Genomic DNA, 13,276 nt, shown 5'->3' on the forward strand with positions numbered 1-13,276 from the left:
CGGGTTATATTTTGAATAAGTATAAAAATCGATACGAATAATGGATTGATTACTTCATTTACAATGGTAAATTTATTTCACTAAATTATAAAAACAACCGGACGGATGTTTTATCTAAGTCCGGCACGGCACAATAAGACTTCAGATGTAACTAGTTTGAAGAACTAAGGCTCTATACTTTTTGGTGTAGGTGAACAGAGTCATTTCTATTTATCCATACCATTTGACAAAGAGCCAGAACTAATACGATTATTAAACAAACAATTCTTTCTACTCAATTCACATAAAAAGCTGAATGCTTATTCATCACGGTATCTTACACTTACATCTAAGATACTTTGAAAAAGCATTCAGCTTATTTTATTCATTACTTAACAACCACTTGGCCTGATGCATCTAATTGATAATGATCGAGTTTTTTTATTTGATTAAAAGGAAAATAAACAATCGACGTTTCACCTTGAATAGACTCAATCGGGACTAAACCAAATTGGCGACTGTCACCAGAAGCCGGTCGATTATCCCCCAATACAAAATAATATCCTTCAGGTATTACTTCTTCTCCTATGGTATCCCATAAGCTAAAATCTTGCGTAAAAAATCCTTCCGTTTGCGATTTTAAAGGCTCTAAGTATGGTTCCGCAATGGGCTGATTATTTATATACAAAACATCATCTTTTACATAAAGACTGTCTCCGGGTAAGCCAATTAAGCGTTTGACATACGATTGTCCTGAACCCATTGGATCGGGAAACACCACAATATCAAAACGATCAATTTTGGTTTGCTTTAATAAAAGCATTTGACTTCCATCTTTTAAGGTTAAATCCATTGAATGACCTTCAACTTGAAAAGGCTGAACGAGATAACTTTTAATAATCAAAAACAAGACTACTGCGATGGTAATGGAAAATAAGAGGTTAATGAATTCATTAAAAAGTGAACGCACTACTCGCATTATTCCGTTACCTGTAACAGTGTTTCCAATGCTTTATCATATTGAACATCATGATTATTTAAATATTCTCTCGCTTCATTATTCAGTAAATTAGCCGTATCACCAGTAATAATACCATCGGCTTCCAAATTATTTTTCTCTTGGAATGCTTTAACCGCTTGGGTCACTGATTCTTCAAAGAGATAATCGGAATTAATTTCATAACCTAATGCTTTTAAAATTAAAATAGCTGTTTTGGTATAATCGGAGGCATCGCCTTCTTTCACTTCTTCTTTAGCATTTAGTGAAATAGAATTAGCTAATGGCTCGTTTTCCACTTCAACTTTAGGGGTAATACCTGTCTTGTGAATCCACATACCAGATGGCGTTAACCATTTAGCAACCGTTAATTTTAATTCCCCAAAATCAGACTGATTCGTTATATTTTGAGCCGTTCCTTTACCAAAGGTTGTCATACCTACTAAAGGATTATCGGTATTTTCAGAAATGGCAGCCGATAAAATCTCACTTGCGGATGCACTTCCTTCATTAATTAATACCACATACGGTTCGTCAATTTGGAATTTACCATATGCTTTATCATTAGCTGCATAAGCAATCGGCTCTTTATCTTGTTCTTGCATTTGAACAATGATATCACCGTCTTTAAGAAACATATTGGAAATAATAATCGCCTGATCTAATAATCCTCCAGGATTATTACGTAAGTCGAAAATAAAGCGTTTCGCTCCATCTTTGCGCAATTGACTCACGGCTTCTTCGATTTCATCGGCAGTGGTGCTGGCAAATTGAGTAATTTGAACATAACCAATTGTCGGTTCATTCTCATCAAGTTTACTTTCTACTGAAATTAAAGGGATTTCTGCACGTTCTACTTCTACTTCAAAAGTACTGGATCCTCTTTGAATTTTAAGATTAACTTTGGTACCAATTTCACCTCGAATATGTTTAACCACTTCATTCGAATTCATATCGGTTAACGAAACACCATCGGCTTCCAAAATAATATCATTGGCTCTTAAGCCAGCTTTATCTGCTGGAGTATCCGCAATTGGACTAATAATGGTTACTAAGCCATTTTGAGTCATAATTTGAACCCCAATTCCTGTAAAGGAACCTTCAATTGTTTCGTCAAATTGTGCCGATTCATCACTGTCCAAGTACTCTGAATAAGGATCACCTAATGAACGGACCATTCCATCCAAAGCGCCTTGTAAGAGCACTTCTTTATTCACATCTTCAATATAATTATCTAAGATACTATTGTAGACATCTTCTATGAGCTTAAAATCCTCATCTTCTAATGGCGACTCATCTACTTCAACAGTTGTTTCTGCTACTGTTGTTTCCTCTTCTGTCTTCGTCTCAGCGATGACCATTGTCGTCGGATTCATTGTAGCTAACAATAATAAGGTAGCTGTTGAATGTAGTGTTAGTTTTTTTAACAATGACATCATTATGCCTCCAATTTTACAGCTGTTTCTAAAGCTATCTCCATCATTTGAGTAAAGGTTGTTTGTCTTTCTTCAGCGGTTGTTTCTTCGCCAGTTAAAATATGATCGGAAATCGTACACATCGTTAAGGCTTTTTTATTGTGTTTAGCGGCTACTGCATAGATACCGGCTGCTTCCATTTCAACGGCCAACACACCATAACGGGCTAATTTTTTCTTATCCATTTCTTCATTATAAAAACGATCACTCGATAAAATATTTCCAACATGAATGCCTTGGACATCTGATTTTTCGGCAATATGATAGGCAATGTCCAAAACTTCAAAAGAAGCAATCGCTGAGTAATGAACTTGACCTTCAAAAATATTGCTTAAAGCACTAGAATCAGTGGTTGCCCCCATTCCAAAAACAATATCACGCACTTTAACTTCTTCTTTCATTCCACCAGCTGTTCCGATACGAATGATCGTTTCAACACCATATTCTTGATATAATTCTTCAGCATAAATCATTGCTGAAGGAATTCCCATACCTGAACCTTGTACCGAAACCTTTACCCCTTTATAAGTTCCGGTATAACCAAACATATTACGAACGGTATTATATTGAACCACATCTTCTAAAAATGTTTCCGCAATAAATTTTGCTCTTAACGGATCTCCTGGGAATAAAACAGTTTTAGCAATAGCCCCTTTTTCTGCAGCAATATGTGTACTCATTTTTTCACACTCCTAGTTTAATTAATAATTTTAAAATTGATATTGATTCCAAGCATCATCAAATATGCTCAATAATTTTGAATAATGACTATTTTCTTCCATATATTTCGAAATAACTTCAAAATCAGTTTCATGTTTTGGAAAAGAAATATCCTGATGTATCGCATTTGCTAAACGACTCATTGGATCATTCGCATCAAAATCAGTATATTTTCGTATAAATTGATAAAATGTTTGTTCCAAAGGACACCTCACTATCTTATTTGATATCATATAATTCATATTATAACATGATTTAAAATATACAAGCGAATATTTTTATTTTTATCAAAAAAAAGCACTTAAGATAACAATAGGCCATCTTAAGTGCTTGATCATAAGTCTACTCTAAAAAGTCTTTCAATTGATTAGAACGACTTGGGTGACGTAATTTTCTTAAAGCTTTGGCTTCAATTTGACGAATACGTTCACGAGTAACGCCAAATACTTTACCCACTTGCTCTAAAGTGCGAATATTCCCATCATCTAAACCAAAACGTAAACGTAATACATTCTCTTCACGGTCAGTTAATGTATCTAAAACATCTTCTAATTGCTCACGCAATAAGGCAGAAGAAGTAAAAGTTTCTGGGCTCATTGCTGCTTCGTCTTCAATAAAGTCTCCTAAATGGGAATCATCTTCTTCACCAATTGGCGTCTCTAAAGAAACGGGTTCTTGAGCAATCTTCAAGATTTCACGAACTTTTTCTGTTGAAAGGTCCATTTCCGCCCCAATTTCTTCTGGTGTCGGTTCACGGCCTAAATCTTGTAATAATTGACGTTGAACACGTACTAATTTATTAATCGTTTCCACCATGTGCACTGGAATACGGATTGTTCTGGCTTGGTCAGCAATTGCACGGGTAATTGCTTGACGAATCCACCACGTTGCGTATGTTGAGAATTTAAAACCTTTAGTATGGTCAAACTTCTCTACCGCTTTCATTAGTCCCATGTTACCTTCTTGAATAAGGTCTAAGAATTGCATCCCACGACCAACATAACGTTTAGCAATTGAAACTACCAAACGTAAGTTTGCTTCTGCTAATTCTTGTTTTGCCAGTTCATCACCTTGATTAATACGAATCGCTAATTCAACTTCTTCTTCACCACTTAATAATGGAACGCGCCCGATTTCTTTTAAGTACATACGAACGGGGTCACTTACTTTTAATTTAGTTGCAGCGGCTTTTTCAGCTGCGGTTGGTTCAGGTTCATCAACATTAACATCTTCTTCGTTAATCATTTGTTGTTTGGTTGGTCCACCATCTTCACCAACAACCGCAATTCCATTATCTTCTACTTTTTGAATTAATTTATTCATATCATCAGCATCCAAACCATACTTACTTGCGATTTGGTCTGATAAATCATCGTATTTAATTTGGCCAATTAATTTACGTTCAGCGATTAATCGCTTTACCGCTTCTTCATAGGAGACGCTAACTTCATTAGTTGTTTCTTTAAGATTATCTTTCTCTTCAGCCATACGCCCAACTCCTTAAATCTTTATTTGTCTCGTTAAACGAAGTATTTCTACCATTGCTTCAGATACTTCTGTTTTTCTACCTTCTTTTTGGAAAGTCTTTAATCGCTCTTTCCACTCGAGAATTTCTTGCTCTATAAAGGATCGTTTAATGACTTTAAAACAATCACTCATGACCACATCATCATAAGATAATTGTCTAGCGTCCCATATAATATCCCTATAAAGTTGTTGTAACTCATCTTCTAATTCCTGTTCCAATCCTATCATCGGAAATGACAACCCTTTATCATAGTAATAATATTCTAACTTAAAAAATAATTCTTGGAAATAAGGATGATAAAAAATCGGTTGCTTATAGTGTTGTTCCAAATAAAACCAAGCATCTTGATGATAAATCAAATTCTGGATAATCAATTTTTCTGCTTCATAAGCCGTTTTTGATTGAATTGTTAATTCTTTTCTTTCTACAATTGGACTAAAAGCGCGATCTGTACTATCAAAATTTATTTCATTATCATTAGTTGATGAATAATAAGAATTACCTTGATTTGAATGCTGTTTGGAACGAGCAATCTGTTCTTTGACAATGGCTTCATCAATGCCATATTCTTTCACAATATCTTGAATTCTTAATTGTTGTTCAATAGGTGATTCAATCATGGCAATTAACCCAATCACCTTTTCAATATATTGAGCTAATCCTTGTTCATCTTGTACATTGAATTGTGTTTTTAAAAACTCTCGTTGAAAACTGAAACGGTTGTTAGCATTTTGGATTAATTGCTTTAATGCCTCCCCACCATTCGCTTGGAGCCATTCATCTGGGTCCATCCGGTTAGGAATGCGCACACTCTTGAATTGTTTATTCTTAAAAGGAAGGCTCAATTCAAAGGCGCGATTGGTCGCATTTTGTCCGGCATCATCACCATCAAATATAAAGACAATTTCTTGTGCCATTTTCGTCAATTGTTCGAGATGATGTGCAGTTAAACTAGTTCCCATGGTTGCAACACTATTCATGATGCCATTTTGATCCATTCGTATAACGTCCATAAATCCTTCACAAACAATAGCTTGTTTTAAACGTCTGATTTCAGGCCTTGCCAAATCTAAATTAAAAATTAGCTGATTTTTTTGAAATATATCCGTTTCAGGTGAGTTGATATATTTAGACTCTGATTGAGTTTCTCCAAAAACACGACCAGAAAAACCAACTACCTTTCCTTGTTGATTACGTAGAGGAAAAACTACCCGTCCCCTAAAACGATCGACTAGGACTTGATCATCCTTTTGATAAAAAATACCGCTATTGACTAATTGTTGATTGCTATAACCTTCTTTAAGTAAATATTGATATAGCACTTCTGAGTTTTCAGGCGCCAATCCGATTAAATAACGGTCAATCATTTTTTTATCAATCTGACGATCCGTTAAATATTCTAACCCATCCCGTCCATTATTGGTTTGATTTAGATAATAGGCATAAAACGTGGCTGCTTTTTCATGTATTTCGAATAAATCAGCAAAACGTTCATTTTGTACAGACCCTTGATTAATATAACGGGGATCTAATGGTACACCAGAAAATTCAGCTGCTTTTTGGACTGCTTCAGGAAAACTGATGCCTTCTATTTCTTGCAAAAATGTAAAGACATTACCACCACGTCCACAACTAAAACATTTAAATATTTGTTTGTCACTATGAATCGAAAAAGAAGGATTACGGTCTTCATGAAATGGACAGGAACAAGAATAACTATTGCCTCGCTTGGTTAATTGAACATATTGTCCAATTACATCTACAATATCTGTTTTTTCTCTAATCTCATTAATGGTCTCTGCAGGAATAAAGCTCAATCGCTTCACCTCTTTTATTCTATCACTGATTCAATAATATCCCAAATATCTTGGCAACCTTCTCCTGTTTCTGATGAAACAGGAAATAATGCATCAATTGTAGGTAAATCCAGTGCTTTTTTATACATTGATAGATGTTTATTCCACTGACTCTTTTTAACTTTATCTAATTTAGTTAACACAATCGCATAAGGGATGTCGGATTCTTCAGCAAAATCTTTCATCGCAAGGTCCAATTGTGTAGGCTCGTGACGAAAATCCATTAATAACAATAATACCCGAATATTTTCTCGATTTAATAAATACTCTTCTATCATTTTAGCCCATCGTTGACGGTCTGTTTTAGAGACTTTCGCATAGCCATAACCAGGTACATCGACGAATCTGAATAGGTCATCAATATTATAAAAATTCAATGTTTGAGTTTTCCCTGGTTGACTTGATGTGCGCGCTAATCCTTTACGATTAATCATCTTATTAATAAAGGATGATTTCCCAACATTAGAACGTCCCGCTAAGGCAATTTCAGGTTGATGATCATCAGGATATTGATTAGGACTAACAGCACTGATCACTAATTCAGCTTTCGTTACATGCACATGATTCACCTCTTAATTTAATTTTTTATTACGTTTACCATAATAATCCGGTTTTTTAATTCCATCAATACTCTCTTTAGTAATGACCACTTTTTTGAGTTCCTCATGCGTTGGTGCTTCAAACATGACATCTAACATCACATGTTCAATGATTGATCTTAAACCACGGGCGCCAGTTTCTCTTTCAATCGCCTTTTTCGCTATCGCTCTTAAAGCATCTTCTTCAAACTCAAGTTTGACATCATCAATGGCTAGCAATTTTTGGTATTGTTTTACAATAGCATTTTTAGGCTCAGTTAAAATGGCTACTAAATCATCTTCAGTTAATTTCTCTAAAGCAGCAACGATTGGTAATCGACCAATAAATTCAGGAATCAAACCAAATTTTATTAAGTCTTCTGGCGTAATTTGTTGCATTAAACTTTTCGTTTCGTCAACTTTTCCGGTATTATTACCGAAACCAATTACTTTGCTACCTAAACGTTCTTTGACAATGGTTTCTACGCCGTCAAAAGCTCCCCCAACAATAAATAAGATTTGACTAGTGTCTAATTTTAAGAAATCTTGGTTAGGATGTTTACGGCCTCCTTTTGGTGGAATATTTGCTTCTGTCCCTTCTAAAATCTTTAAGAGTGCTTGTTGAACACCTTCACCACTGACATCGCGTGTAATGGAAACATTTTCGGATTTTCTGGCAATTTTATCAATTTCATCCACGTAGATAATACCTTTGCTCGCTCTATCTAAGTCATAATCTGCCGATTGAACTAATTTTAATAAAATATTTTCAACGTCCTCACCAACGTATCCCGCTTCAGTTAAAGTGGTCGCATCGGCAATTGCAAAAGGCACATTTAATAATCTAGCTAAGCTTTGTGCTAAAAAGGTCTTACCAGAACCAGTAGGTCCAATTAAACAAATATTACTTTTCTGTAATTCGACGCCATCTTCTTCTGTATCATTATGACTAATTCTTTTGTAATGATTGTAGACGGCGACAGCTAAAGATTTTTTAGCTTCATCTTGACCGATTACATATTCATTTAATGAATTTAAAATTTCAATCGGTTTTAAAATATTAATCTGATCGTTTTGTTTCTTATAATTATTTTCTTCATCAATAATAGTCTGACATAACGCTACACACTCATCACAGATATAGACATCAGGACCTGCTATTATTTTATTTACCTCATCTTGAGACTTCCCACAAAATGAGCAATAATAATCATTTGTTCGAGTATTAATTCGACTCAATTGATTTCCTCCTTGCTCAAAATTCTTTCTTATATACTGGCGAAACAGGGATGCAATAAATTGGTCCTATTCTAATAGAAAGACCCATTGCCATCCCTGTTCCTATTGTAGCTCACATAATTAATTATTAGCTAATAAAATGTCTTAATTATTTTTGTACAGCAGTTGAAACAATTAATTCCATTGCTTTTTTCAATTTAATATCTGAAGTTAACATATCGTTAGAAACGAATTGTTTAACTTGATCAGCTGACATTTGGTATTGAGTAGCTAATTCGTTGACTTCATTTTCAATTTCTTCTTCTGTTACAGTTAAATCTTCATTTTCAACAATTGCTTCTAAAACTAAGTTAGTTTTTGTTCTTAATTCAGCTTCTTCACCGAATTGATCATGTAAATCTGCTTCTGAAGAACCTGTAATTTGGAAGTATAAATCTTTGTCAATACCTTGACGTTTTAAGTTATTTAAGAAGTGATCCATTTGACGGTGAATTTCTTCGTGAACCATTTCGTATGGTAATTCAACGATTTCAGCATTTTCAACAGCTTTACGGATAGCTAAATCTTCAACGATTTCTTTAGCAGCTGCTTCTTTAGATTCAGTTAAATCAACACGAATTTTATTTTCTAATTCAGCTAAAGTTTCAACTGAGTCATCTGCATCTTTAGCAAATTCATCATCTAATTCAGGTAATTGTAAAGCTTTTACTTCATGAACTTTAACTTTGAAAGTTGCTTCTTTACCTGCTAAATCTTCTGCATGATATTCTTCTGGGAAAGTTACCACTACATCTTTTTCATCGCCAGGTTTTACGCCAACTAATTGATCTTCAAATCCAGGGATAAATGAATTAGAACCTAATTCTAATGAATGGTTTTCACCTTTTCCACCTTCAAATGCTTCATCACCAACGAAACCTTCAAAGTCAATCACTACTGTATCACCTGATTCAGCTGCGTCTTCTTTAACAACTAATTCAGCTAAACTTTTACGTTTAGATTCGATTTCATTTTTTACATCTTCGTCAGTAACTGTTGTGTCTTGTTTTTCAACTTCTAAGTTTTTATATTCACCTAATTTTACTTCAGGTTTTAAAGTAACTTTTGCAGTTAATACCCATGGTTGACCCTTTTCCATTGATTTAACATCAATTACCGGTTGAGTTACCACATCTAACTCTGCTTCTTTAACAGCTGATTCATAAGCTTTAGGTAATGTAGAGTTTAACACTTCTTCATATAAAGCTGATTCTCCATAAACATTGTTGAATACTTGACGTGGAACTTTTCCTTTACGGAATCCTGGTACAGTAATATTTTTTTGTACTCGTTTGAAAGCTTTGTCTAATCCCTCTTTAATATCTTCTACAGGAATTTCAAACGTTAAGATTCCTTCATTTACTGATGTTTTTTCAAAATTTGTTGTCATTTTGTATAAACCTCCACATTATCTAATATTTAACATACTCCCTTATTTTACTCTAAAAGTTGCTTCTTGTAAATAATAATACCCCTTTATCACGAGTTTTTTCATAAAAAAGACATATTTTTGTGCTATTATAAAAATAAACTTTCTAAATCTATTCTAAATAACGATTATTTAGTATAATGACTGTTAGGAGGTATGAGAATGATTAATTATCCAACTGGTTCCAAACCGAATCACCATCATACAAAAAAGACCGAGCATACTCACAATACTATATACGGTAGTCGTGGAATGTCACTCGAAGATAAAATCAATCAATCCAATGAGTATTATTTAACGCATCATCTGGCTGTTATTCATAAAAAACCAACTCCGGTTCAAGTAGTGAAGGTTGACTATCCGCGCAGAAGTGCTGCCAAAATAGTAGAAGCTTATTATCGTCATGCTTCAACAACGGATTATAATGGTGTTTATCAAGGCTTTTATATTGATTTTGAAGCAAAGGAAACTAAAAATAAAACCAGTTTCCCGCTTGCAAATTTACCAGAGCATCAAAGAACGCATATGCTTCAATGTATTGAACAAGGCGGAATTGCGTTTTTAATCTTATCTTTTGCTGCTCATAATGAAACTTATATCATCCCCTATGAAAAAGTAGATAGGGAAATTAAAAAAAGTAAGAAACAAAGTTTAACTTATGATTTTATAAAACAAGAAGGATTTTTATGCAAAGAAGGTCTATTCCCAATAATTGATTATTTAGCTGCATTAGATCAATATATTGAATCCAGAGAATAATTTGTTTGTTGAAAGGAAGTAGTAATATGGCAACAGGTAGTCGTGTAGAACGAAAAAAATATCAAAATAGAAAAAAACAGAGTCCTCGTAAAAACAAAGGAAAGAATTGGTTGAAACGCATCTTCATTGTTTTAGTGGCTTTATTCTTTTTGGTCATGATTGGTGGTGCTTCTCTTTTTGGTTATTATGCAATGAATGCACCTAAGATTTCTGGAGAGGACCTCCGTGGTCAAGTTTCTTCCAAAATATATGACCAAAATGGTGAACTGATTAAAACCTTGGGTGGACAAAATCGGGAATTAATGGCTGATGGTGAAGTACCTCAACTATTAGAGGATGCTGTCTTAGCGATAGAAGACTCCCGTTTCTACTCTCACCATGGTATTGACCCTATCCGTATCGTTGGCGCTTTACTGTCTAACCTGAGAGCTGGTCAATTACGTGAAGGTGGTAGTACTATCACGCAACAATTAATTAAATTATCAGTGTTCTCCACCGATTTTACTGATCAGACACTTGAAAGAAAAGCACAAGAAGCATGGTTATCTTTACAAATCGAACAAAAGTATTCTAAAGAAGAAATATTAACCTTATATTTGAATAAACTTTTCTACTCTAATAATGTTTATGGTGCTAAAACAGCTGCCAAAAGATTTTTTAATAAAGAACTGGCTGACATCACACTGGCTGAAGCTGCCCTACTTGCTGGTTTACCCCAAGCACCATCTGATTATGATCCTTATTCTTATCCCGAAGCTGCCAAGGAACGTCGTGATTTAGTATTAAGTGTCATGTATGATCGTGGCTTAATTTCACAAAGTGATTATCAATCAGCAGTAGACACTTCAATTGAATCAATGCTAGTACCACTGGATAATAATACCATTGATGATATTGATTATGTCATTGATGCTTATCTAGATGTCGTGGCTAAAGAAGTACAAGAAAAATCAAATATCAATATTTTTACTGATGGTGTCGAAGTCTATACCAATTTAAACTTGGACGCACAGAAAAAATTATATCAAACCGTTAATGATAATGATGCGGTCGTCTTCCCTGATAATAATATGCAAACCGCTGTATCCGTCATCGATGTTAGTACTGGTGCCTTACAAGCCATTGCCGGTGGTCGTAAACAAGATGTTGTCTTAGGACTAAACCGTGCCAATACTTTAAATCGTAGTATAGGCTCAACGATGAAGCCACTATCCGCTTATGGCCCTGCCATCGAATACTTAAATTACTCAACGGGTCAATTAGTTGTAGATGAACCCATGACATATTCTAATGGCGATGAAATATATAACTTTGATTTTGAATATAAAGGAAAAATGACAATCCGTGAAGCCTTAGCTGGTTCACGAAATATTACCGCTCTAAAAATGTTACAAAAAGTTGGATTAGATAATGCCTATGCTTTCTTACAAAAACTTGAGATTAACATTTTAAATAATAATCAAAAAGAATTAGTTGAAGCCAATGCGATTGGTGGTGAAGTGACTCCGATTCAATTATCGGGAGCTTATGCTGCGATTGCCAATTATGGTCAATATAATCGTCCTTATACAGTAAATAAGATTATTACCGCAGCAGGTACAGAAGAAGTATATGAAACTGTTTCTCAACAAGCGATGAAAGATTCAACTGCTTATATGTTAACCGATATTTTAAAAGGTGTCCCTGGCACTTTCGCCACAGCCTCTGGTATTGATAATATTATTCAAGCAGGTAAAACAGGTACCACTAACTATACTAAAGATCAACTCACTCAATTAGGTCTTGATGAGTCTACCTATGCAGCACCTGATGCCTGGTATGTCGGTTTTACACCGCAATATGCCATTGCAACTTGGGTTGGTTATGATAATCCATATGAATCTGGTAATTATTTAACCTTAGAGCAGACGAGAATTCCTCAACTTATCTATAAAGAAATGATGACCTACTTAATGAAGAACGTCCCAATTACTGATTGGCAAAAACCACGTTCAGTAACCGAAGTAGAAATCGAAAAATATACAGATCCTATTATGTTACCTGGTCCTTATACACCTCAAGAAGCTCGATCAAAAGAATTATTCGTAGCTGATAGCAATATTCCAAAAACAGAATCAATTGCTTATGGACAATATGTCAATGCTCCAACAGCATTTGATGCCAATTATAATCAAGAAGCTCAGCAAATTGAAGCATACTGGCAAGGTCATTTAGATCAAAATGCGGTCTATCAGTTATCCTTAAATGATTCCGTCATTTATACTGGAACGAATACTTCCTTTACTATCTCAGCACCCGCAACATCTGGACAATATGTTCTTAAATTAAGAATTGTTAATGGTAATAGTGTGTCGGATACTTTAGTTATTACCCTAACCTTATCAGAAGCGACCACCGAATCAACTGAAACAACTGAAGAAACTACTACTGGTGGAGAAACAACCGCACCTGAACAGACAGCTCCTGAGACCACTCCAGAAGCAACTGAAGCCGTCACTGAAGAACCTACTCAATAAAATAAAAAAGCTCTATTCGTGTTCTGAACTGCCCCCTGTCAAGTAGACAAGAGGCAGTTCATTCAATCGCGTTAGAGCTTTTTTTATAGCCTATTTTTTAGGCTATGCCTAAACTTTATATATTTAGTTAAATTAGGATTCGTTAATAAGAAGCGCAGGGG

11 protein-coding genes are annotated in these 13,276 nt (G+C 34.7%); 2 read left to right on the plus strand and 9 right to left on the minus strand.

The features are described from left to right. Window positions 1-367: 367 nt before the first annotated feature. The 9 genes from lepB to tig form a co-directional block, all read right to left on the minus strand. Window positions 368-958, minus strand: a complete 591-nt coding sequence (gene lepB, locus GSA01S_RS01200) for a signal peptidase I (RefSeq protein WP_066123993.1) — start codon at window positions 956-958, stop codon at window positions 368-370. Continuing rightward, window positions 958-2,412: a S41 family peptidase gene (locus tag GSA01S_RS01205; RefSeq protein WP_066123996.1), complete on the minus strand. Its 1,455-nt coding sequence runs from the start codon at window positions 2,410-2,412 to the stop codon at window positions 958-960. Before GSA01S_RS01205 ends, lepB begins: the two co-directional genes overlap by 1 nt. A 2-nt stretch (window positions 2,413-2,414) precedes the next feature. Beyond that, the gene (deoD, locus tag GSA01S_RS01210) at window positions 2,415-3,131 is read right to left on the minus strand and encodes a purine-nucleoside phosphorylase (protein ID WP_066123999.1); all 717 of its coding nucleotides are present in this window, start codon (window positions 3,129-3,131) and stop codon (window positions 2,415-2,417) included. 30 nt (window positions 3,132-3,161) lie between these two features. After that, a complete protein-coding gene (locus GSA01S_RS01215) occupies window positions 3,162-3,374 on the minus strand; it encodes a YozE family protein (RefSeq protein WP_245631239.1) in 213 nt (70 codons plus the stop codon). Between the two features lie 139 nt (window positions 3,375-3,513). Then, complete coding sequence (gene rpoD / locus GSA01S_RS01220; RefSeq protein ID WP_066124005.1) at window positions 3,514-4,659, minus strand: RNA polymerase sigma factor RpoD; 1,146 nt, start codon at window positions 4,657-4,659, stop codon at window positions 3,514-3,516. A gap of 12 nt (window positions 4,660-4,671) precedes the next feature. Continuing rightward, window positions 4,672-6,516: a DNA primase gene (gene dnaG, locus GSA01S_RS01225; protein WP_066124009.1), complete on the minus strand. Its 1,845-nt coding sequence runs from the start codon at window positions 6,514-6,516 to the stop codon at window positions 4,672-4,674. Between the two features lie 14 nt (window positions 6,517-6,530). Beyond that, window positions 6,531-7,115 (minus strand): ribosome biogenesis GTP-binding protein YihA/YsxC, encoded by a 585-nt coding sequence (gene yihA, locus GSA01S_RS01230; RefSeq protein ID WP_066124012.1) that lies wholly within the window; start codon window positions 7,113-7,115, stop codon window positions 6,531-6,533. 12 nt (window positions 7,116-7,127) lie between these two features. Next, window positions 7,128-8,372: an ATP-dependent Clp protease ATP-binding subunit ClpX gene (gene clpX / locus GSA01S_RS01235; RefSeq protein WP_066124016.1), complete on the minus strand. Its 1,245-nt coding sequence runs from the start codon at window positions 8,370-8,372 to the stop codon at window positions 7,128-7,130. 148 nt (window positions 8,373-8,520) lie between these two features. Next, a complete protein-coding gene (tig, locus tag GSA01S_RS01240) occupies window positions 8,521-9,801 on the minus strand; it encodes a trigger factor (RefSeq protein ID WP_066124018.1) in 1,281 nt (426 codons plus the stop codon). Window positions 9,802-10,002: 201 nt separating this feature from the next. On the opposite strand from tig, the gene recU reads away from it, so the two are divergent. Together recU and GSA01S_RS01250 are read left to right on the plus strand one after the other, a co-directional pair. Beyond that, the gene (gene recU / locus GSA01S_RS01245; protein WP_066124020.1) at window positions 10,003-10,599 is read left to right on the plus strand and encodes a Holliday junction resolvase RecU; all 597 of its coding nucleotides are present in this window, start codon (window positions 10,003-10,005) and stop codon (window positions 10,597-10,599) included. 26 nt (window positions 10,600-10,625) lie between these two features. Next, window positions 10,626-13,115: a transglycosylase domain-containing protein gene (locus GSA01S_RS01250; protein ID WP_066124023.1), complete on the plus strand. Its 2,490-nt coding sequence runs from the start codon at window positions 10,626-10,628 to the stop codon at window positions 13,113-13,115. Window positions 13,116-13,276 lie beyond the last annotated feature (161 nt).

The sequence above is a fragment of the Globicatella sanguinis NBRC 15551 genome, assembly GCF_001552295.1.
Taxonomy (GTDB): Bacteria; Bacillota; Bacilli; order Lactobacillales; family Aerococcaceae; genus Globicatella; species Globicatella sanguinis.